22 protein-coding genes are annotated in these 21926 nt (G+C 59.3%); 10 read left to right on the top strand and 12 right to left on the bottom strand.

What is annotated here, in order from left to right; translation table 11 throughout:
- Window positions 1–334: 334 nt before the first annotated feature.
- A complete protein-coding gene (tyrS, locus tag CKW30_RS17400; RefSeq protein WP_016772931.1) occupies window positions 335–1534 on the bottom strand; it encodes a tyrosine--tRNA ligase in 1200 nt (399 codons plus the stop codon).
- 212 nt (window positions 1535–1746) lie between these two features.
- Here tyrS and CKW30_RS17395 point away from each other — a divergent pair, with 212 nt between their 5' ends.
- Together CKW30_RS17395 and CKW30_RS17390 are read left to right on the top strand one after the other, a co-directional pair.
- Window positions 1747–3171, top strand: a complete 1425-nt coding sequence (locus tag CKW30_RS17395) for a peptidoglycan DD-metalloendopeptidase family protein (protein WP_095181425.1) — start codon at window positions 1747–1749, stop codon at window positions 3169–3171.
- Between the two features lie 3 nt (window positions 3172–3174).
- On the top strand, window positions 3175–4266 hold the full coding sequence (locus CKW30_RS17390) for an anhydro-N-acetylmuramic acid kinase (protein WP_095181424.1): 1092 nt from the start codon (window positions 3175–3177) through the stop codon (window positions 4264–4266).
- A gap of 69 nt (window positions 4267–4335) precedes the next feature.
- Here CKW30_RS17390 and erpA read toward each other — a convergent pair whose 3' ends face one another.
- Together erpA and argC are read right to left on the bottom strand one after the other, a co-directional pair.
- The gene (gene erpA, locus CKW30_RS17385; protein ID WP_003228776.1) at window positions 4336–4686 is read right to left on the bottom strand and encodes an iron-sulfur cluster insertion protein ErpA; all 351 of its coding nucleotides are present in this window, start codon (window positions 4684–4686) and stop codon (window positions 4336–4338) included.
- Between the two features lie 147 nt (window positions 4687–4833).
- Window positions 4834–5868 (bottom strand): N-acetyl-gamma-glutamyl-phosphate reductase, encoded by a 1035-nt coding sequence (argC, locus tag CKW30_RS17380; RefSeq protein WP_095181423.1) that lies wholly within the window; start codon window positions 5866–5868, stop codon window positions 4834–4836.
- A 134-nt stretch (window positions 5869–6002) separates the two neighbouring features.
- On the opposite strand from argC, the gene hemJ reads away from it, so the two are divergent.
- The 6 genes from hemJ to coq7 all read left to right on the top strand — a co-directional run bounded on the left by hemJ (window position 6003) and on the right by coq7 (window position 10550).
- Entirely contained in the window at window positions 6003–6431 is a 429-nt protein-coding gene (gene hemJ, locus CKW30_RS17375) for a protoporphyrinogen oxidase HemJ (RefSeq protein WP_039757756.1), read from the top strand.
- 33 nt (window positions 6432–6464) lie between these two features.
- Window positions 6465–7433: a nitronate monooxygenase family protein gene (locus CKW30_RS17370; RefSeq protein WP_056786714.1), complete on the top strand. Its 969-nt coding sequence runs from the start codon at window positions 6465–6467 to the stop codon at window positions 7431–7433.
- A gap of 80 nt (window positions 7434–7513) precedes the next feature.
- Window positions 7514–8461, top strand: a complete 948-nt coding sequence (locus tag CKW30_RS17365; protein WP_095181422.1) for a DUF805 domain-containing protein — start codon at window positions 7514–7516, stop codon at window positions 8459–8461.
- Window positions 8462–8522: 61 nt separating this feature from the next.
- Complete coding sequence (locus CKW30_RS17360; protein WP_041476677.1) at window positions 8523–9311, top strand: SDR family oxidoreductase; 789 nt, start codon at window positions 8523–8525, stop codon at window positions 9309–9311.
- Between the two features lie 56 nt (window positions 9312–9367).
- The gene (locus tag CKW30_RS17355) at window positions 9368–9706 is read left to right on the top strand and encodes a histidine triad nucleotide-binding protein (RefSeq protein ID WP_017128660.1); all 339 of its coding nucleotides are present in this window, start codon (window positions 9368–9370) and stop codon (window positions 9704–9706) included.
- A gap of 196 nt (window positions 9707–9902) precedes the next feature.
- Window positions 9903–10550 carry a 2-polyprenyl-3-methyl-6-methoxy-1,4-benzoquinone monooxygenase gene (coq7, locus tag CKW30_RS17350; RefSeq protein ID WP_056786706.1) on the top strand — a complete coding sequence of 216 codons (648 nt, stop codon included), beginning with the start codon at window positions 9903–9905 and terminating at the stop codon, window positions 10548–10550.
- A gap of 111 nt (window positions 10551–10661) precedes the next feature.
- On the opposite strand, the gene speD is transcribed toward coq7, so the two are convergent.
- Together speD and CKW30_RS17340 are read right to left on the bottom strand one after the other, a co-directional pair.
- Window positions 10662–11456, bottom strand: a complete 795-nt coding sequence (speD, locus tag CKW30_RS17345; RefSeq protein WP_024014530.1) for an adenosylmethionine decarboxylase — start codon at window positions 11454–11456, stop codon at window positions 10662–10664.
- A gap of 237 nt (window positions 11457–11693) precedes the next feature.
- Window positions 11694–12116 carry an OsmC family protein gene (locus CKW30_RS17340; RefSeq protein WP_016772921.1) on the bottom strand — a complete coding sequence of 141 codons (423 nt, stop codon included), beginning with the start codon at window positions 12114–12116 and terminating at the stop codon, window positions 11694–11696.
- A 235-nt stretch (window positions 12117–12351) separates the two neighbouring features.
- Here CKW30_RS17340 and crp point away from each other — a divergent pair, with 235 nt between their 5' ends.
- The gene (gene crp, locus CKW30_RS17335) at window positions 12352–12996 is read left to right on the top strand and encodes a cAMP-activated global transcriptional regulator CRP (RefSeq protein ID WP_041476679.1); all 645 of its coding nucleotides are present in this window, start codon (window positions 12352–12354) and stop codon (window positions 12994–12996) included.
- Here crp and CKW30_RS17330 read toward each other — a convergent pair.
- The 4 genes from CKW30_RS17330 to CKW30_RS17315 all read right to left on the bottom strand — a co-directional run bounded on the left by CKW30_RS17330 (window position 12993) and on the right by CKW30_RS17315 (window position 16304).
- Window positions 12993–13691, bottom strand: coding sequence for a lipoate--protein ligase family protein (locus CKW30_RS17330; RefSeq protein WP_095181421.1), 699 nt, complete (start codon window positions 13689–13691; stop codon window positions 12993–12995). The two genes, crp and CKW30_RS17330, sit on opposite strands and share 4 nt — an antisense overlap.
- Window positions 13692–13818: 127 nt before the next feature.
- Window positions 13819–14655 (bottom strand): indole-3-glycerol phosphate synthase TrpC, encoded by an 837-nt coding sequence (gene trpC / locus CKW30_RS17325; protein WP_041476681.1) that lies wholly within the window; start codon window positions 14653–14655, stop codon window positions 13819–13821.
- Window positions 14652–15701 carry an anthranilate phosphoribosyltransferase gene (gene trpD / locus CKW30_RS17320; protein ID WP_041476682.1) on the bottom strand — a complete coding sequence of 350 codons (1050 nt, stop codon included), beginning with the start codon at window positions 15699–15701 and terminating at the stop codon, window positions 14652–14654. Before trpD ends, trpC begins: the two co-directional genes overlap by 4 nt.
- Window positions 15702–15710: 9 nt before the next feature.
- A complete protein-coding gene (locus CKW30_RS17315) occupies window positions 15711–16304 on the bottom strand; it encodes an aminodeoxychorismate/anthranilate synthase component II (RefSeq protein WP_041476683.1) in 594 nt (197 codons plus the stop codon).
- A gap of 407 nt (window positions 16305–16711) precedes the next feature.
- Between CKW30_RS17315 and estP the strand changes: the two genes are divergently transcribed.
- On the top strand, window positions 16712–18619 hold the full coding sequence (estP, locus tag CKW30_RS17310) for an esterase EstP (protein ID WP_095181420.1): 1908 nt from the start codon (window positions 16712–16714) through the stop codon (window positions 18617–18619).
- Between the two features lie 172 nt (window positions 18620–18791).
- Here the strand turns inward: estP and trpE are convergent, their stop codons facing one another.
- The 3 genes from trpE to rpe all read right to left on the bottom strand — a co-directional run bounded on the left by trpE (window position 18792) and on the right by rpe (window position 21833).
- Window positions 18792–20273, bottom strand: coding sequence for an anthranilate synthase component I (gene trpE, locus CKW30_RS17305; RefSeq protein ID WP_095181419.1), 1482 nt, complete (start codon window positions 20271–20273; stop codon window positions 18792–18794).
- A 70-nt stretch (window positions 20274–20343) separates the two neighbouring features.
- Entirely contained in the window at window positions 20344–21162 is an 819-nt protein-coding gene (locus tag CKW30_RS17300; RefSeq protein WP_095181418.1) for a phosphoglycolate phosphatase, read from the bottom strand.
- The gene (gene rpe / locus CKW30_RS17295) at window positions 21159–21833 is read right to left on the bottom strand and encodes a ribulose-phosphate 3-epimerase (RefSeq protein ID WP_007918813.1); all 675 of its coding nucleotides are present in this window, start codon (window positions 21831–21833) and stop codon (window positions 21159–21161) included. Before rpe ends, CKW30_RS17300 begins: the two co-directional genes overlap by 4 nt.
- Between the last annotated feature and the right edge of the window lie 93 nt (window positions 21834–21926).

The following is a 21926-nucleotide window of genomic DNA, read 5'->3' as shown; positions in this document are numbered from 1 at the left end:
TGTCAAGTGATTATTTTCAGAAGTTTTCGAAGAATTCTTCAACAACTTCAACCACTTGCGCTTCCGATCTCTCGTTAGCGGGAGGCGAATTCTACAGCGTTAATCGCTGCTGTCAACACCTCTTTTTTTCCGCTTTCGACCGAGAAGATCGAACCGTTAAAAGAACTACACATCACTGCCCTTTCAACTCCTTCCAGGCTTCGATGACCTGAAGCAAGCCGCTGTCGAAAACCGCATAACTCTTTGAATCTCAAGGAGTTTTCCGTTTCGACTGCGCCGGAAGTGGGGCGAATTATAGACTTCTAAAATTCGCCGTCAACCCCCAATTCCAACTTTATTCAGATTTCAGCGTAATACGTGCAAAAGCCTTCTTGCCGGCCTGACAAACGTGAGTCGTGCCCAGTACATATATAAAGGAGCGATCAACCACTTCACCATCGACCCGGACTCCGCCCGCCGCCAACAGATCACGCGCCGCCGCCGAGTTCTTCACCAGGCCTGCCTTATTAAGGACGGCAGCGATCGGCATATCCTCAACCGAAGACAGCTCGATCTCAGGCAAGTCATCTGGAAGCTCGCCATCCTTCATACGGTTGCCGGCGCCTCGGTGAGCATTCGCCGCAGCCTCTTCACCATGGAAGCGCGCAACGATCTCTTCAGCCAGCTTGATTTTGATGTCGCGTGGATTCGCTCCAGCTTCGACGTCAGCCCGGAAGGCGTTGATCTCGTCCATTGAGCGAAAGCTGAGCAACTCGAAGTAACGCCACATCAGCGCATCCGGGATGGAAACCAGCTTGCTGTACATGACGCCTGGTGCTTCCTGGATACCGACATAGTTGCCCAGCGACTTGGACATCTTCTTCACGCCATCCAGACCTTCCAGCAATGGCATCGTCAGAATGCACTGTGCCTCCTGACCATACCCACGCTGCAACTCACGCCCCATCAGCAGGTTGAATTTCTGATCGGTACCGCCCAGCTCGACATCGGCGCGCAGCGCGACCGAGTCATAACCCTGAACCAGCGGATAGAGGAATTCGTGAATAGCGATTGGCTGGTTGGTGGTGTAGCGCTTGTCGAAGTCATCGCGCTCAAGCATGCGAGCGACCGTGTATTGCGAAGTCAGGCGAATGAAATCCGCCGGCCCCATCTTGTCCATCCAGGTGGAGTTGAAGGCAACTTCGGTTTTCGCCGGATCAAGGATTTTGAAAACCTGAGTCTTGTAAGTCTCAGCATTTTCCAGAACCTGTTCACGCGTCAGCGGTGGACGCGTTGCGCTTTTGCCACTCGGATCACCGATCATCCCGGTGAAGTCACCTATAAGGAAGATGACCTGGTGCCCCAGCTCCTGGAACTGGCGCAGCTTATTAATAAGCACCGTATGACCCAGATGCAGATCCGGAGCGGTTGGATCGAAACCAGCCTTGATACGCAGCGGTTGGCCGCGCTTGAGCTTCTCGACCAGCTCGGACTCGACCAACAGTTCTTCCGCACCACGTTTAATCAGCGCTAGCTGCTCTTCAACCGACTTCATAACAGACCCGCAAGGCTCAGATTCAAAGGGAACCAACCATACAAGAACGCGCACCAATTACAAGTTTTGCCCGGCGCACGGACACCAATCCACAGACCCGAGGTCTGTAGACTTGCTTCAGCGATGATTTGGTTATATTTTATACAGTTATTTCATCTTCATCATGTCATTCATCTTTTCCAATTCATCTATTTCAAAGTCAAAAATTACCTATGACCACAGAACCGTCTAAAGCGCCCCCGCTTTACCCGAAGACCCACCTGCTCGCCGCAAGTGGAATCGCCGCCCTTCTCAGCCTGGCGCTGCTGGTATTTCCCTCCAGCGATGTTGAAGCCAAAAAGACGACTCTGAGTCTTGAACTGGAAAGTCCTGCTGAACAACTGACACAAGATCAAGACGCTGCTGATGCGGCTCAAGCCACAAACGAGCCCGCAGCTTCGCCGTTCGCACAAATCGAAAACAGCGACGAAAACACCGCACAAACCGCTGAAACCGCGCCAGCACCTGTGGCGCCTGCTGAGAAACCGAAAGAGCCTGGGCACCGTGAAGTCGTGGTTTCCAAAGGCGATACACTGTCTACCCTGTTTGAAAAAGTCGGTCTGCCTGCAGCCTCCGTGCACGAAGTACTGGCAAGCGACAAGCAAGCCAAACAGTTCAGCCAGCTCAAGCGCGGCCAGAAACTCGAGTTCGAACTGAGTCCGGAAGGCCAGTTGACCAGCCTGCACAGCAAGGTCAGCGACGTTGAAACCATCACCCTGACCAAGAATGACAAGGGTTATTCGTTCAACCGAGTGACTGCCAAGCCAACTGTTCGCACTGCCTACGTCCACGGTGTCATCAACAGCTCACTGTCGCAGTCCGCAGCCCGCGCCGGTCTTTCTCACAGCCTGACCATGGACATGGCCAGTGTCTTTGGCTACGACATCGACTTCGCGCAGGACATTCGTCAGGGCGATGAATTCGATGTGATCTACGAGCAGAAAGTCATCAACGGCAAGGCCGTCGGCACCGGCCCGATCCTGTCGGCGCGCTTCACCAACCGCGGCAAGACTTACACCGCCGTTCGCTACACCAACAAACAAGGCAACAGCAGCTATTACACTGCCGATGGCAACAGCATGCGCAAGGCCTTCATCCGCACCCCTGTTGACTTCGCCCGCATCAGCTCGAAGTTTTCCATGGGCCGCAAGCACCCGATCCTCAACAAGATCCGCGCCCACAAAGGTGTCGATTACGCAGCGCCACGGGGTACGCCAATCAAGGCTGCCGGTGACGGCAAAGTGTTGCTGGCCGGTCGTCGTGGTGGCTATGGCAACACTGTGATCATTCAGCACGGCAACACTTACCGTACGCTCTATGGCCATATGCAAGGCTTTGCCAAAGGCGTGAAAACCGGTGGCAGCGTCAAGCAAGGTCAAGTCATTGGCTATATCGGCACCACCGGACTGTCCACCGGCCCGCATTTGCACTATGAGTTCCAGGTCAACGGCGTTCACGTCGATCCGCTGGGCCAGAAGCTGCCAATGGCCGATCCGATCGCCAAGTCCGAACGCGCGCGCTTCCTCGCGCAGAGCCAGCCACTGATGGCGCGCATGGATCAAGAGAAGGCCACCATGCTGGCTTCGAACAAGCGCTAAGCCATGGCCCTGTATATCGGTGTGATGTCCGGAACCAGTCTCGACGGGCTGGACATCGCCCTGATCGAGCAGACCTCGGCGATCAAACTGATCGCCACCCACTACCTGCCAATGCCTGACTCCCTGCGCGCCGAGCTGCTTGGCTTGTGCGCCAGCGGCCCCGACGAGATCGCCCGCTCGGCGATTGCCCAGCAACACTGGGTCGAACTTGCCGCGTCGGGCATTCACACCCTCCTCGCGCAGCAACAACTCAAGCCCGAAGCAATCCGCGCTATCGGCAGCCACGGTCAGACCATTCGCCATGAGCCGGCGCGCGGGTTTACCGTGCAGATCGGTAATCCAGCCCTGCTGACTGAGTTGACCGGTATTACCGTCGTCAGCGATTTCCGCAGTCGCGATGTCGCAGCGGGTGGCCAAGGTGCGCCTCTGGTGCCAGCCTTTCATGAAGCGTTGTTTGAAGAGCGTAGCGGTAACCAGGCAGTCTTGAATGTCGGTGGATTCAGCAATCTCAGCCTGATTGAGCCGAACAAACCTGTAGCCGGCTTCGACTGCGGGCCGGGAAATGTTCTGATGGACGCCTGGATTAGCCGGCAACGGGGCGAGAACTATGACCGGGACGGCAAATGGGCTGCGACCGGCAAGGTTGAACCAGCCATGCTCAAGGCACTGCTTAGCGACCCGTTCTTCGTGACCAAAGGCCCGAAAAGTACGGGCCGGGAAGTCTTCAATCTGCCATGGCTGGAACAGCATCTATCGCGTCTGCCGACTTTCGCTGCCGAAGACGTTCAGGCCACCCTGCTCGAACTTACGGCGCTGACCATCGTCGAGTCGCTACAAAGCGCTCAATCGGGCACTCAGGAACTGCTGGTCTGTGGCGGCGGCGCGCACAACGCCACGCTGATGAAACGTCTGGCGGACCTGCTGCCAAATACCCAAGTCGCCAGCACCGCAACTCACGGGGTTGATCCAGATTGGGTGGAAGCCATGGCCTTCGCCTGGCTCGCCCATTGCTGCCTGGAAGGCATCGCCGCCAATCGGCCAAGCGTCACCGGCGCTCGCGGCCTGCGCGTACTCGGCGCCATCTACCCGGCATAACCTTCAGAAACAAAAACGCCGCAGAACCGAAAGGCTCTGCGGCGTTTTGTTGTGTGCTGTAAAGCGCGATCAGATCGAGAACGACGACCCGCAACCACAAGTCGTTGTCGCGTTCGGGTTCTTGATCACGAAGCGCGAACCTTCCAGACCTTCCTGGTAGTCCACCTCCGCACCGGCCAGGTACTGGAAACTCATCGGATCAACCACCAGACTCACGCCTTCGCGCTCGACAATGGTGTCGTCCTCGGCAACATCTTCATCGAAGGTGAAACCGTATTGAAACCCTGAACAACCGCCGCCCGTAACAAATACGCGCAGCTTCAAGCGATCATTCCCCTCTTCATCGACCAGGCTCTTCACCTTGTGCGCAGCACCTTGGGTGAATTGCAAAGCCGTGGGGGTGAAGGATTCGACGCTCATGCTGACTATCTCCCGGCGTTACGCCGCCATAATGCGTGATGACGCGCATTATCCGCTTGTCCTAGAAAATTGGTCAACTATTAGAAAGGCAGCTGCAAGCTTCAAGCGGTGAGCTTCAAGCTTGCGGCGCCTGACCTGTGACGGCCGTTAAGGAAGCATACCGGCGTGGGACAGACCGAAGCGCTCATCCAGTCCGAACAGAATGTTCATGTTCTGCACCGCCTGGCCCGAGGCGCCCTTGACCAGGTTGTCGATCACCGAGAGTACGACCACCAGATCGCCATCCTGTGGACGATGCACGGCGATGCGGCAGACGTTGGCGCCGCGCACGCTACGGGTTTCCGGGTGGCTGCCCGCAGGCATCACATCGACGAACGGTTCGTTGGCATAGCGCTTTTCGAACAGTGCCTGCAGATCCACCGAGCGATCGACCACAGTCGCGTAGAGCGTCGAATGGATACCGCGAATCATCGGCGTCAGGTGCGGGACGAAGGTCAGGCCGACATCCTTGCCCGCCGCGCGACGCAGGCCCTGGCGAATTTCCGGCAGGTGGCGATGACCTTTTACCGCGTAGGCCTTCATGCTTTCCGACGTCTCGGAGTACAAAGAACCTACAGCCGCGCCACGCCCGGCACCACTGACACCGGATTTGCAGTCGGCGATCAAACGCGATGCGTCAGCCAGACCTGCTTCCAGCAATGGCAGGAAACCCAATTGCGTTGCGGTCGGATAGCAACCTGGTACCGCGATCAGGCGCGCTTTCTTGATCTGCTCGCGATTGACTTCCGGCAGACCATAGACCGCTTCGTCCAGCAATTGCGGTGCGCCGTGCGGCTGGCCGTACCACTTGGCCCATTCATCAGCGTCTTGCAGACGGAAGTCGGCGGACAGGTCGATGACCTTGGTGCCCGCCGCCAGCAGCTCGCCTGCCAAGGCGTGAGCCACACCGTGTGGCGTGGCGAAGAAAACCACATCGCAGGCGCCAAGGGTTTTCACGTCCGGCACGCTGAACGCCAGCCCGTCATAGTGACCGCGCAGGTTCGGGTACATGTCAGCCACGGCCAGACCGGCCTCGGATCGGGAAGTGATGACGACCACTTCTGCCTGCGGATGCTGTGCCAACAGACGCAGCAGTTCGACACCGGTGTAACCCGTGCCGCCGACGATACCGACCTTGACCATAAACCTGCCCTCAACGAACCCACTGGAAAGCCGTCGATAATAGGGGCCGCGCGCGCCTGCGACAACCGCCAAGGTGACGCGCGGACGCTCAAGCCTCTACTATCTGGCTACCGTGAATGAGGGAATACCCAAAAATGCTCTATCTATGGCTCAAAGCGTTTCACATTGTCAGCGTCGTCTGCTGGTTTGCCGGACTGTTCTACTTGCCGCGCCTGTTCGTTTACCACGCGCAAAGCGCAGACACGATCAGCCAGGAACGCTTCAGCGTCATGGAGCGCAAGCTGTATCGCGGCATCATGGGCCCGGCGATGATCGCCACGCTGATCTTCGGTGGCTGGCTGATCTACCTCAACCCTAGCCTTTTCAGCCAGGGCGGCTGGATCCACGCCAAACTGACCCTGGTCGTATTGCTGATCGGCTACCACCACATGTGCGGCGCGCAGGTCAAACGCTTTGCCCGTGGCGAAAACACCCGCAGCCATGTCTTTTATCGCTGGTTCAATGAAGTGCCGGTTCTGATATTGCTGGCTATCGTAATTCTGGTCGTGGTCAAGCCGTTCTAACTTCAATCAATAAAAATCTTCGGGGTGTTCACAATGTCGCTGCCCGCTTTGCTCGAACAACGTCTGCGTCTGCCCGTGGTGGCGGCACCGATGTTCCTGATCTCCAATCCGGAACTGGTGCTCGCCTGCTGCCGCAATGGTGTGGTCGGCAGCTTTCCGGCGCTGAACCAACGCGAAAGCAGTGGGTTCAAGGCTTGGCTGGAACAGATCGAAGCGGGCCTGGCGACGCTGGATAATCCGGCCCCTTATGCGGTGAACCTGATTGTTCACCACAGCAATCCGCGCCTGCAGGCGGATCTGGACATCTGCGTGGAGCATAAGGTGCCGATCGTGATCACCAGTCTCGGCGCGGTGAAGGAACTGGTCGACGCGGTGCACAGCTATGGCGGTCTGGTGTTTCACGACGTGACCACGCGGCGCCATGCCGAGAAAGCCGCTGAAGCCGGTGTTGACGGGCTCATTGCCGTTGCGGCCGGTGCCGGCGGGCATGCTGGTACCTGGAGCCCGTTTGCGCTGATTGCCGAGATTCGTGAGTTCTTCGACAAGACACTCTTGCTTGCAGGATGTCTGAACCACGGCCATGAGATTCTCGCCGCACAGTTGCTCGGTGCGGATTTGGCCTACTTCGGTACGCGATTTATCGGCACCACAGAAAGTCACGCGCCTGACGCATACAAAGACATGCTGCTGACAGCCAAGGCCGCCGACATCATTCATACTCCAGCAGTGTCGGGAGTGCCGGCCAGTTTCATGCGCCAGAGCCTGGAGGCGGCCGGTTTCGACATGGCGGCACTGCAAGGCAAGGGCGAGGTGAACTTCGGCGACAAGCTCAAGCCGATCAACGATGAAGCCAAAGCCTGGAAGACCGTGTGGTCGGCGGGCCAGGGTGTTGGCCAGATTGGTGACCTGCCAAGCGTGGATCAGTTGATCGCACGGCTCGACGCAGAATATCGTCAGGCTCAGGCGCGCGCCGCACAGCTGCCGGAACGCTGGCCGCGCTGAGCAATACCCCCGGCCAGTCGCTATCAGACTGGCCTTGAACTGACTACTGCAAACCTAATCGCGACAAGGATGCCTCGGCCATGAGCGACACCCGTTACAAGATCGTCTTCGACGGCGCGCTGCAGCCCGGCGTCGACCTCACCACCGCCAAACTGAATCTGGCGGATCTGTTCAAAAGCGATGTGGCCGCCATCGAGCGCCTGTTCAGTGGCCGCACCGTCGCCCTCAAACGTGATCTGTCCCACAGCGATGCCCAGACGTATCTGCAGGCATTGAACAAAACCGGGATCGATGCGCGGATCGAAGCGGAAACCACCATTGAGCTGGATCTGGCGGATGTCCACGATAACCCTGCAGCGGCGGCGGAACCGGACTCGCCTTACGCCCCACCGCGCGCCAATGTCGGTGAAGCCCTGCCGCCATTCGCCACGCTCAAGCCATTCAGCGTCGAAGGCCGGATCGGTCGCCTGCGCTTTCTCGCCTGGACCATGGTCTTGAGCCTGGTGACCCTGCCCATCGTCGGCGTGTTTGCCTTGATTGCGCTGGGCCTGGTCAGCGGCGACTCGACTACCGGCCTGATCCTCGGCGGCATTCTGGCGGTCTTCCTGTTCCTCGGCTTCATGATCGTCAGCATTCTGTTCAGCGTTCAGCGCCTGCACGATATCGGCTGGTCGGGCTGGCTGTGGCTGTTGAATCTGGTGCCGTTCGTCGGCAGTTTCTTCCCGCTGGTAATGATGGTCGTACCCGGCAATACCGGCGCCAACCGCTATGGGCCGCCGCCACCGCCGAACAGCACGGCCGTCAAAGTGCTGTGCTCGTTATGGATCGTATTCTTCGCACTGATTTTTGCCGGAGGCCTTCTTGGCGGCTTCTCGGCTGTGCAGGAAGAATATGAAAGCAATCTGGAGAGCAGCTATGACAGCGGCGCGGTGACCACCGACGAAGTTGAGGTCGTCGAACCGCCAGTGATTTCCGCCGACGAGGCAGCCGAACCGGCGCAGGCCCCTGTAGACTCTGCGCAAGAATGAACAGCGCTCCCTGCCGCGACAACCGCGTCGCCGGCGCGGAGCTGTTGCGATGGAGAACTGCATGACCCGTTACGCTCTGATCACCGGTGCTTCCAGCGGCATCGGCCTGGCCATGGCCGAAGCACTGGCCCGGCGCGGCCGCAGCCTGATTCTGGTGGCACGACAGCGTGATCAGCTGGAAAGTATCGCCATCGAGCTGACCCAGCGTTTCGATGTCGAAGTATTGTTTCGCGCCTGCGACCTCGGCGAACCGTTGCGCCTTTCCGGTTTTTTGCTGGAGCTCGAAGAAGGTGACCGGCAGATCGATCTACTGGTCAACTGCGCCGGCATCGGCACTTGCGGGCCATTCCTCGCGCAGGACTGGATGACCGAGCAGGACCTCATCGAGGTCAACATTCTCGCCCTCACCCGCCTCTGTCATGCGGTGGGTAACAGCATGGCGCTGCTGGGTGGCGGGCAGATTCTCAACGTCGCGTCGGTCGCCGCCTACAGTCCTGGCCCGTGGATGAGCACGTACTACGCCAGCAAAGCCTATGTGCTGCATTTTTCCGAAGCCTTGCGCGTGGAGCTCAAACAAAGCGGCGTGAAAGTTTCGGTGCTGTGCCCCGGCCCGACGCGCACACCGTTCTTCCGAACCGCACAGATGAGTAGCGAAAAGATCGAAAGCAGCCACTCGCTGATGAGTCCGGAAGAAGTGGCACTGCATGCCGTACGCGCACTGGATAAAAACCGCGCCATCATCATTCCGGGACGACGCAATCGCTGGCTGGCGTTCCTGCCGCGGCTGGGTTCGCGCTGGCTCAATCGCACCATCGTCGGCATGATCAACAAAGCTTACTGCCCCCGCTAGGAAGACAACTTCGAAGCGGTACACTCGATTCAGCCCAACTCAACGGAGAAACAGCAGTGGATACTCTGTTCACCAAGATCATCAACCGGGAAATCCCGGCGAAGATCATTTACGAGGACGACCAGGTTCTGGCCTTCCACGACATCGCCCCCCAGGCTCCGGTGCACTTTCTGGTAATCCCGAAAAAACCGGTGCGCACGCTCAACGACCTGACCGAAGACGACAAGGCGCTGGCCGGGCACATCCTGTTCACCGCGCAGCGTCTGGCGCTGGAACTGGGTTGCGAAGAAGGCTTCCGCGTAGTGATGAACTGCAATGAACTTGGTGGGCAGACTGTCTATCACATTCATATGCACGTGCTGGGTCAGCGCCAGATGAACTGGCCGCCGGGCTGACTGGCGACAACCAACTGTGGGAGCGAGCCTGCTCGCGAAGGCGCCGATACATTCAACACTTCAGTATCCGATAATCCGCTTTCTCGAGCAGGCTCGCTCCCACAAAAAAGCCTGACCGCGCAGCAAGTGACCCAGCGCAAACCCTCGCCGGCCGATTCGGTTAAACTGGCCGCCGAGATTCTTCCCGGAGGTCAGCATGACTACCCAACGTCACTACTCGCCCATAGACCGTCTGCTGCTGCAAGCCGATGCCGCGATGCGCACTCTGTTGCCCTTCAGTGGCCAGCCGTACCGCCCGTCGCCAGCGATTCTGCAGCCGGATACGCAGATGAGCGATGAAGACACTCGCCACGTCGCCGGTCTGATGCGCATCAACCATACCGGCGAAGTCTGCGCTCAGGCGCTTTATCAGGGGCAAGCGCTGACCGCCAAGTTGCCGCAGGTACGCGCAGCCATGGAGCACGCGGCTGAAGAAGAGATCGATCATCTGGTCTGGTGTGAGCAGCGCATCCATCAGCTGGGTAGCCACACCAGCGTGCTGAACCCACTGTTTTACGGCATGTCGTTCGGTATCGGCGCGGTGGCCGGACTGATCAGCGACAAGGTCAGCCTTGGTTTCGTTGCGGCGACCGAGCATCAGGTCTGCAAACACTTGAACGAACATCTGGAGCAATTGCCGGCCAAGGACGAGAAGTCCCGGGCGATTCTTGAGCAGATGCGCATCGATGAAGAACACCATGCGGAAAGTGCCCTGGATGCGGGCGGGTTTCGTTTTCCGGCGCCGGTCAAGTTCGGGATGAGCTTGTTGGCCAAGGTGATGACCAAGAGTACTTATCGGATCTGAGATATGTATCGCCCGACATTGCCCTATCGCTGGCAAGCCAGCTCCCACAGGGGTTTTGTCTGAAGCATGAAAAAGGCGACCAGGAGGTCGCCTTTTTTGTTTCCGGGAATCTTAGGTCGGCATGTTGCGCGCGTAGAAGATTTCCAGCATTTCGTGTTTCACACGGTCGGTCACCTGGGCACGTTGCTCGGGCGAGAGGTTGCTGGTGGCGTCGCCGAACAGGTAGTTGTCCAGTTCGAAGTTCTTCAGCAGCATTTTGGTGTGGAACAGGTTTTCCTGGTACACGTTCACGTCGGTCATCTGGTACGCGTCGCGGGTGTCTTCGGAGAGGTAGTTCTGGATCGAGTTGATCTCGTGGTCGATGAAGTGCTTGTTGCCTTCAACGTCACGGGTGAAGCCGCGCACACGGTAATCCACGGTCACGATGTCCGAATCGAACTGGTGAATGAGGAAGTTGAGCGCTTTGAGCGGTGAAATGACACCACAGGTCGACACGTCGATATCCACACGGAACGTTGCAATACCGTCGTCCGGATGGATTTCCGGATAGGTGTGCACCGTGATGTGGCTCTTGTCGAGGTGGGCCAGAATGATTTCGGGCAACGGGCCCGGCGATTCTTCGATCTGGCTGTCAGTCGGGGTTACCGGCTCTTCCGAAATCAGAATCGTGACGCTGGCGCCCTGGGGTTCATAGTCCTGACTGGCGATGTTCAGGATGTTGGCACCAATGATCTCGACAACTTCTGTGAGAATCTGCGTCAGGCGTTTCGCGTTGTACTCTTGATTGATGTACTCAACGTAAGCCTGCTGGTCTTGCGGGGTTTCCGCGTAGCAGATGTCATAGATGTTGAAGCTCAAGGTCTTTGTCAGGTTATTGAACCCGTGGAGCTTGAGTTTGCTTTTCACCGTTAAAAACTCTCTATGTATGCGGCGCGGCCGCGTGATCAAGCATGCCCGTCAAGTGCGAACAACGCACCTGCGTAGGACGGTTAACACCTCTTCGCGATGGCGATTTTGGTTATCTGTTCAGGCGGATGACCTGCCGGCTGACCGATCACTGCCCTGAAAAAAGTGGCGCATTATGCAGACGTCAGCGGGGGATCGCCAGAGTCTGCACTGCTTTTATGATAGTTGAATGTCGGTTCAGCCGAGTTCGACGATTTCATAATCGTGAGTGATTGCCACGCCAGCCGCGCCGAGCATGATCGACGCCGAGCAATACTTCTCGGCCGACAGCTCGATGGCGCGCTTGACCTGAGCTTCCTTCAGGCCCCGGCCCTTGACCACGAAGTGCATGTGGATCTTGGTAAACACCTTGGGATCTTCAGTCGCACGCTCGGCGTCGAGAAAGGCTTCGCAGCTTTCAACGGCCTGGCGCGACTTCTTCAGGATGCTGACCACGTCGAAGTTGCTGCAACCGCCGACACCCAGCAAGAGCATTTCCATCGGGCGAACCCCGAGGTTACGGCCACCGGCGTCCGGCGGGCCGTCCATCACCACGACATGACCACTGCCGGATTCGCCGAGGAACATGGCTTCGCCAGCCCATTGGATGCGTGCCTTCATCGCCCAGACTCCACTGTAAAAAAAGGGTCGCCAGCTTAGCACAGCACTTTGTCCCGACAGGAACGACGTCCTAGGACCGATACTTTCTGGCTGTAGGTAATTTCTCGAATTTTCGACGAAGTGTCTGGTAAGCTGGCGCCAATTCGCTGGCGCCAATTCGTCAGCTCTGTAGCGACCGCCTTCAGCGCCTCATAAAAACTCAAACATCACCGTGCAGTCTTTTCGGGATACAACCATGGTTGCTATTACCCCCACACCCAAAATCAAGAACATCGACAAGCTGTTGATGCATTGCCAGCGCCGGCGTCATGCGGCCAAGAGCAATATCATCTGCGCCGGGGATCGCTCGGACACGCTGTTTTTCATCATCAAAGGCTCGGTCACCATCCTCATCGAAGACGACGATGGTCGCGAGATGATCATCGCTTACCTGAACGCCGGGGATTTCTTCGGCGAACTGGGTCTGTTCGAGCAGGCAGGTCAGGAGCAGGAACGCAGCGCCTGGGTGCGAGCCAAGGTTGAATGTGAAACCGCAGAAATCAGTTACGCCAAGTTCCGCGAACTGTCGCAGCAGGATCCAGACATTCTTTACGCCCTCAGCGGACAAATCGCACAACGCCTGCGTAACACCACGCGCAAAGTCGGCGACCTGGCATTTTTTGACGTCACCGGCCGCGTCGCCCGCTGCCTGCTGGAGTTGTGCAAACAACCGGACGCCATGACTCACCCGGACGGCATGCAGATCAAGGTCACCCGCCAGGAGATCGGTCGTATCGTCGGCTGTTCTCGAGAGATGGTCGGCCGCGTGCTCAAGGATCTGGAAGAACGCAACCTGGTCGATGTGAAAGGCAAGACCATGGTGGTCTTCGGCACGCGCTAGACGTAAATCTGCGCCAGCATCAAACGAAACAATTCATCGAGACGCGCCAATGCCTGTGGCGCGTTGAATTTCTCATACAGGGCAATGTGGCTTTGCGCCCTCACCCGCTGATCCAGGCCGCAGGCTACATTGAAGCGATTGACCGCAGCAACCATCGCTTCGCGCTCGTCATCCATCAGCATCGCACCATGCACCAGGCCAACCGGACGCTGGCCTCCCTGACTCTGGCGCCAGCGCTGGGCGGTGCCGACCATCTTGCGACCGTCGAGATTGACGTTGAAACGGCCGTCGCAGAATGCGCCGTCGATTTCCCCGACCGACGAGGTGCCACCCAACTCATCCAGCAACTGACAGATCGGATCGCACAGGCGGCGGTAGCCGGTTTCGATGCGGTTCAGATCGCCTTCGCTGCGAGGCGGGGCATATACCAAGGCAATGTTGACGGTCGCAGCGGATTGCGGGACGGGCTCACCGCCGGTTTCACGCAACAGCACCGGCCAGCCAGCAGCAGCGGAAACTTCGCAGGCGTGGTCGAAATGCGGGAGACGGTTGAGGCGGCGCGGCATGACCAGCGCGCGATCGGTGGGTTGCCAGAACAGCAGGCCGAATTCGGCGTCGCCGGCGCAGACCGAGGCCAGCAAGTCCTGTTCGGCTTGCAGGCCGGATTCGATGGTCAGCGGGGTTGGCAGCGACATGGTGAGCTCCGGCAGATTGAATCTCTTTAGCGGAATTTAGCGCCCCTTCGCGAGCAGGCTCGCTCCCACAGGGGGAAATGCATTCCAAATGTGGGAGCGAGCCTGCTCGCGAATGAGGTCGACTCGGTCAGTCGAGGGTCGAACCACTGATCGGCACACCACGCTCCGGAAAGAACAGGCGCTGCAATTCAATGCCCGGATTTTCCGCGCGCATGAACGCTTCGCCGACCAGGAACGAGTACACATCGCTGATTTCCATCAGCTCGACGTCGGCCCGATTGAGGATGCCGCTCTCGGTGATCACCAGGCGATCGCGCGGGATGCGCGGCAGCAGGTCGAGGGTGGTTTCCAGACTGACGTCGAATGTGTGCAGGTTGCGGTTGTTGACCCCGACCAGCGGCGTGTCGAGGGTCTTCAGCGCGCGCTCCAGCTCGTCACCGTCGTGCACCTCCACCAAGACGTCGAGACCGACGCCTTTGGCCACGGCGGCCAGCTCGGCCATTTTCACGTCGTCCAGGGCGGAGACGATCAACAACACGCAATCGGCGCCAAGCGCGCGGGCTTCAACGATCTGGTACGGATCGATCATGAAATCCTTGCGGATCACCGGCAATTTGCAGGCGGCGCGCGCCTGTTGCAGGTAGGCATCGGCGCCCTGGAAGTAGTCGATATCGGTCAGCACCGACAGACAGGTGGCCCCACCCTTTTCGTAGCTCTTGGCAATGTCTGCCGGCACGAAGTCTTCGCGGATCACGCCTTTGCTCGGCGAAGCCTTTTTGATTTCGGCAATCACGGCCGGTTGTTTCTTCTTCGCTTGCGCCAGCAAAGCCTGGGCAAAACCACGGGGTGCATCGGCCGCCTTGGCCAGACTTTCCAGCTCGCTCAGGCTGACCCGAGCGCTGCGCTCGGCGACTTCCTCAACCTTGCGCGCCAGAATGTTTTCCAGAACCGTCGGTACACTCATCCTTCATTCTCCACTTTGAATACCGCGGTAAAGGCACCCAGCTCCTCGAGCTTTTCCCGAGCGAGGCCGGTGTGCAGCGCGTCGTGCGCCAGCTCCACACCTTGTTTCAGACTGCTTGCGAGGTCGGCGGCATACAGCGCCGCACCGGCATTGAGCACAATCATCTCGGCAGCTTTCTGGCCGTTTTCGGTTTTGCGCTTGCCGAGGGCATCGCGGATCAGCGCCAGCGACGCTTCCGGGCCTTCAACCGACAGGCCGTGCAGGCTCTGGCTCTTCATGCCGAGGTCTTCCGGTTCGACCCAATACTCAGTGATTTCGTTGTTCTTCAACTCGGCAACAAAAGTCGGCGCGGCGAGGCTGAATTCGTCCAGGCCGTCCTTCGAATGCACGACCAGAACGTGTTTGCTGCCCAGTCTTTGCAAGACTTCGGCCAATGGCCGGCACAGCGCCTGAGTGAATACGCCGACGACCTGATGTTTCACACCGGCCGGATTCGTAAGCGGGCCGAGCATGTTGAACAGCGTGCGCAGACCGAGTTCGCGGCGCGGGCCGGCGGCGTACTTCATCGCTTTGTGGTGAGTCTGGGCGAACATGAAACCGATGCCGACGTTGTCGATGCAGCGCGCGACCTGCACCGGGGTCAGGTTCAGATAAATGCCGGCAGCTTCCAGCAGATCGGCACTGCCGCTCTTGCCGGACACCGCGCGGTTGCCGTGCTTGGCGACGGTGCAACCGGCGGCTGCGACAACAAAGGAAGACGCGGTCGATACGTTGAAGATATTCGCACCGTCACCGCCGGTGCCAACCACATCGACTACGCCGTCGAGGGTTTTCAGCTCGACCTGATCGGCCAGCTCGCGCATCACCGACACGGCGCCGACGATTTCGTCGATGCTCTCGCTTTTCATGCGCATGGCCATCATAAACGCGCCGATCTGCGCTTCGGTGCACTGGCCGGTCATGATCTCGCGCATCACATCGCGCATTTCATCGGTGCTGAGGTCGAGGTGTTCGACGATACGGCTGAGGGCTGTCTTGATATTCATGGGAAGTCCTTAGCGCGTGCCGCCGGTTTGTTTGAGGAAATTGGCAAACAGTTCATGACCCTGCTCGGTGAGGATCGATTCGGGGTGGAACTGCACACCCTCGATGTTCAGGGTCTTGTGACGCAGGCCCATGATCTCGTCGACCGAGCCGTCATCGTGCTGGGTCCATGCGGTCAGCTCGAGGCAATCGGGCAGGCTGTCGTGCTTGACGATCAGCGAGTGATAACGGGTAACGGTGAGCGGATGATTGAGGCCGGCAAACACGCCCTTGTCCTCGTGGAATACCGGGCTAGTCTTACCGTGCATGACTTGGCGGGCGCGGACTACATCACCGCCGAAGGCCTGGCCGATGGACTGGTGGCCGAGGCAGACGCCGAGGATCGGCAGTTTGCCGGCAAAGTGCTTGATCGCGTCGATGGAAACGCCCGCCTCGGTGGGCGTGCACGGCCCCGGGGAAACCACGATGCGCTCGGGATTCAGCGCTTCGATTTCGGCGATGGTCAGTTCGTCGTTGCGCACCACTTTGACCTCGGCACCCAGCTCGCCGAGGTATTGCACAACGTTGTAGGTAAAGGAGTCGTAGTTGTCGATCATCAGCAACATGGCGTTTCGAACCTCTTGAATTCTGACTTGATGACAGCCTTCAGATGACTTGCCCGCGGGTGGCTGCGCGATGTCGGACGCGCACAGGGCGCCAGCACAGCGGCATTTCAAACAGACAAGGAAGGCAAAGCGATACAGATCCGGCGGAGCCGGCAGAGAAGATTCAGGCGCGCCAACGCCAGCGGGCGTGTGCCTTGATGACTTGATCCAGGAGTTTGCTGGTGATCAACACGGGGAAGGTCTCGTTCATACGTTCCGGCACAGTAACTTAGCTGGGCGGAGCGTGCAATATGGCGGGGCCTGCGGGTTATAAAACGGCAGAGGGATTCACGACCGATGGCAAAACGCCGAACGTTTTTGGTACTGTCGTTTCGTTCACCTACAACAATAAATAAACGGACTTGCTCATGATCAGACAGACGTTGTTTGTACCGCTGGCCAGCTGCTTGCTCGCACTCGCTTGCGCTCAGGCCAATGCAGCGCCCAATCCTTATTCGAGTTTCATCGTCTTCGGCGACAGCCTCAACGATGCCGGCACCTTCGCCGACACCGGTGGCCCGGCGGGCTCCACCGAGCGTTACACCAACCGCACCGGGCCGGTGTATCAGGATGGCAGCGGCGAAGTTTTTTCATTGAATTCCACCCAGTTGCTCGGCGGCCGCCTGGGCTTTTCGCCCGACCAGACAGCCTCTTCCAGCTCCGCAGTGCGCGCGGAAAACGGCCAGCCCGACGGCAACAACTGGGCGGTCGGTGGTTATCGCACCGACCAGATTCTCGATTCGATCACCACCCAATCGGCCACCGGCGAGCGCACCCGCGCCGGTTACCTGCCGTCGAACGGCTTCCGCGCCGACCCGAATGCGCTGTATTACATTTCCGGTGGCGGCAACGATTTCCTCCAGGGCCGCATTCTCAGCCTGCCCCAGGCCAACGCCGCAGCCGATCGACTGGCCGATAGCGTGCAAACCCTGCAGACCGCCGGCGCCAAATACGTGATGGTCTGGCTGCTGCCCGACGTGGGCCTGACACCTGCTCTGAACGGCACGCCGCTGCAAGCGTTCAGCAGCACCCTCGCCAACCAGTTCAACAGTCAGTTGGTGACGCGCCTGCAAGGCATCAACGCCGAAGTCATTCCGCTGAACATTCCGGTGCTGCTCTCGGAAGTCTTCGCCGACCCGGGGCGCTTTGGTCTGGCTACCGATCAGAACCTAACCGCGACCTGCTTCAGTGGCAATAGCTGCACGGAAAACGCCCGCTACGGGATCAACAGCGCCACGCCGGATCCGACCAAACTGATCTACAACGATGGCGTACACCCGACCGAATCCGGGCAAAAACTGATCGCCGATTACGCCTATTCGCTGTTGGCTGCGCCATGGGAATTGAGCCTGCTACCGGAAATGGCCCACGGCACCGTGCGCGCGCATCAGGATGAATTGCGCAACCAATGGCAGGCGGACTGGGAGAACTGGCAAGCGGTCGGCCAATGGCGTGCGATTGTCTCGGCCGGCGGACAGCATCTGAATGTCGACAGCCAAAGCAGCGGCGCCAGCGCCGATGGCAGCGGTTACAACCTCAACGTCGGCGGCAGCTATCGCCTCAATGAGGCCTGGCGCGTGGGCGTGGCGGCCGGTTTGTACCGGCAGAATCTCGAGGCCGGGCACAACGATTCCGACTACAAACTCAACAGCTACATGGCCACCGCGTTCGCCCAGTTCCAGCAGAACCGCTGGTGGGCCGACGCGGCGCTGACCGGCGGCAAACTCGACTACGACAACCTCAAGCGCAAGTTCGACCTCGGCGCCAGCGAGGGCGCGGAGAAAGGCGATACCGACGGCAGCCTGTGGGCGTTCAGCACGCGCCTGGGCTATGACATTGCGCAACCGGGCAGCCAATGGCATCTGTCGCCGTTTGTCAGCGCCGATTACGCCAGTGTCGATGTCGACAGTTACTCTGAAAAGAGCAACCGCGCCACCGCGCTGACCTTCGATGACCAGAGCCGCGATTCGAAACGCCTGGGCCTGGGGATTCAAGGCAAGTACAACTTCACCGCGCAAACCCAGGTATATGGCGAATACGCTCACGAGCGTGAGTACGAAGATGACGTGCAGAAGGTCAACATCGCCCTCAACACCCTGCCGGCCAATGACTTCACCCTCGAAGGCTACACACCGGCAAGTCACCTGAACCGCTTGAGCCTGGGTGTCAGTCACAAGCTGACGGCAGATCTGGCCCTGCGTGGCGGTTATACGTTCCGCAAGGATGATGACTTCAAGCAGCAGGGCCTGAATGTCGGGGTTGTGCTGGATTTCTGAGTCGTAGATGCAAAAAAACGGCGCCTGTCAGGGCGCCGCTTTTTTTATGCCTCAACACAAAACCCAATGTGGGAGCGAGCCTGCTCGCGAAAGCGCTGGGTCAGTCAATATCAACGGTGACTGACACACCCTCTTCGCGAGCAGGCTCGCTCCCACATGGGAAATTCGTGTCTCAGGCGTCCGGGGTTTGCTCGGCCAGGGCCACGGCGCGGAACATCGCGCGGCGTTTGTTCAGGGTTTCTTCCCATTCCAGCGCCGGCACCGAGTCGGCGACGATGCCGCCGCCGGCCTGCACGTGCAATTCACCGTTCTTGATCACCGCTGTGCGAATGGCAATGGCGGTGTCCATGTTGCCGTTCCAGGCGAAGTAACCGACCGCACCGCCATACACGCCACGCTTGACCGGCTCAAGTTCGTCGATGATTTCCATCGCGCGAATTTTCGGCGCACCCGACAACGTACCCGCCGGCAGGATCGCCCGCAGTGCGTCCATCGCGGTCAGGCCCGACTTCAACTGGCCGGTGACGTTGGAGACGATGTGCATCACGTTGGAATAACGTTCGATGACCATTTTCTCGGTGAGCTTCACCGAGCCGATTTCCGAGACTCGCCCGGTATCGTTGCGGCCCAGATCGATCAGCATCAAGTGCTCGGCGATCTCCTTGTCATCCGAGAGCAGGTCCTGCTCCAGCGCCACGTCGGCTTCTTCGGTGGCGCCGCGTGGGCGCGTGCCGGCGATCGGGCGCACGGTGATCAGGTTGTCTTCGACGCGCACCAGCACTTCCGGCGAGCTGCCGACGACGTGGAAATCGCCGAAGTTGAAGAAGTACATGTACGGCGTCGGGTTGAAGCAACGCAGCGCGCGATACAGATCGATCGGCGCAGCCTTGAAGTCGATCGACATGCGCTGCGACGGCACCACCTGCATGCAGTCGCCAGCAAGGATGTATTCCTTGATGGTGTCGACGGCTTTTTCGTAATCGTCCTGAGTGAAGCTGGAACGGAACACCGGATCGGCCGATTGCTGTTTGCTGAAATCCAGGCCACGACGCGGGGTGATCGGCTGACGCAGTTGCTCGAGCAGTTCCTGCAAACGCGCCTGGCCTTGCTCGAAGGCATCGGACTGGGCCGGGTCGGCGAGGACGATCGCGTGCATCTTGCCAGCCAGGTTGTCGAACACCACAACGGCGTCGGAGACCATTAGCAGAATGTCCGGCACGCCCAGCGGATCCGGGTTCGGGCATTTGCCCAGACGCTTTTCCACGTAGCGCACGCAGTCATAACCGAAGTAACCGACCAGGCCCCCGTTGAAGCGCGGCAGGCCGGTAATGGTCGGCACGTTGTAACGGGCCTTGAAGGTTTCAACGAAGGCCAGCGGGTCTTCAACCTCGTGGCTTTCGGTCTCGACGCCATCAACGGTGATGCTGACGTGATGGTCGTGCACCCGCAGCACGGTGCGGCACGGCAGGCCGATGATCGAGTAACGGCCCCATTTCTCACCGCCCTGCACCGATTCGAGCAGGTAGGAGTTGGGCTGGTCGGCCAGTTTCAGGTAGATCGACAGCGGCGTGTCGAAGTCGGCCAGGGTTTCGCAGGCCAACGGGATGCGGTTATAGCCGTCAGCGGCCAGACGCAGGAATTCTTCGCGATTCATAAAGTGCCTCGTGGGGTGAGGTGCAATCAGTCAGGTATGCAAACGCGCCGGCAGGGCCGGCCAGAATCAGTCAGGCGCGCCAACGCCAGCGGGCCAGGGCCTTGATGACTTTCATCCAGAGTTTGCGGGTGACCACCACGATGGCGTTTCCAGAAGGGGGTTGAACAGCGTCGGGCAACGTTATCCCACCGGCCAGATCCAGGCAACCGGGAATTAGTTTGCGCAAATCGTCGATCACCAGTGCCGGCGATTCCTCGGCAATCGGCCGGCCATGGTTGTAGCCGTAACTCAGCGCCACACACTTGACCCCCGCTGCTTTCGCCGCCTGCACATCGCTGCGCGAGTCGCCGACGAACAACGATTGCGAGGCCGGAATGTTGGCCATTTTCATCACGAAAAACAGCGCCGCCGGGTCAGGCTTCTTCTGCGGCAGGGTATCGCCGCCGATGATCCACTTGAAGTAGCGGCCGATTTTCATCTGATCGAGCAGCGGCGCGACGAAGCGCTCCGGCTTGTTGGTGATCAACGCCATGGCCACGCCTTGCTTGTGCAGCCACTTGAGCGTGTCGCGCACACCGGGATAGACCACGGTCAGTTCATGGCTGGCGCCGTACGCCTCCATGAAAATCTCCAGTGCACGCTCGGCTTCAACGTCGTCCACTGCGGAGTGATCGATACCACCCGCCAAGGCCCGACGCACCAGCACCGGCGCGCCATTGCCGACCCATTCGCGCACCGCTTCGATACCTGCCGGCGGACGGCCGAGGGAGAGCAGCATGGTGTCCACCGCCGCTGCCAGGTCGGGAACCGAATCGATCAGCGTGCCATCCAGATCGAACATCACCAACCGTGGCAACTGCCCCGGGAACAACTGCTCAAAACCGCTCATGGGCGCGCCAGTGCCAGTTCGGAACGCATCTTGTCGATGACTTCCTGATAGTTTGGCGCGTTGAAAATGGCCGAGCCGGCGACGAAGGTATCGGCGCCAGCAGCGGCAATTTCGCGGATGTTGTTGACGTTGACGCCGCCGTCGATTTCCAGACGGATGTCGCGACCGGAAGCGTCGATGATCGCCCGCGCTTCACGCAATTTGTCGAGGGTGCCGGGAATGAACTTCTGCCCACCGAAGCCCGGGTTGACGCTCATCAGCAGGACCATGTCGACCTTGTCGATCACGTACTTGAGCACGTCCAGCGGGGTCGCCGGGTTGAACACCAGACCGGATTTGCAACCACCTTCGCGGATCAGTTGCAGCGAGCGATCGACGTGCAAAGTGGCTTCCGGGTGGAAGGTGATGTAAGTCGCGCCGGCTTCGATGAAGTCGCCGACGATGCGGTCCACCGGGCTGACCATCAGGTGCGCGTCGATCGGCGCGGTGACGCCGTACTTGCGCAGCGCCGCGCAGACCATCGGGCCGATCGTCAGGTTGGGCACGTAGTGGTTGTCCATGACATCGAAGTGGACGAAGTCGGCGCCGGCGGCGAGAACGTTGTCCACTTCCTCGCCGAGGCGGGCGAAGTCGGCGGAGAGGATCGACGGAGCAATTACGAAGGGCTGCATGACGCACCTGTGCTGAGCTAAATCACGATGGCGCGCATTGTATACCTCAAGTTTCCACGCGCGCACCGGGACCGCGATGATTGGGTTGTGCCA

This window comes from Pseudomonas sp. Irchel 3F6, from assembly GCF_900187595.1.
GTDB classification, from domain to species: domain Bacteria; phylum Pseudomonadota; class Gammaproteobacteria; order Pseudomonadales; family Pseudomonadaceae; genus Aquipseudomonas; species Aquipseudomonas siliginis.
The sequence above is the reverse complement of the archived record's forward strand: the minus strand, read 5'-3'. Positions and strand labels throughout refer to the sequence as shown.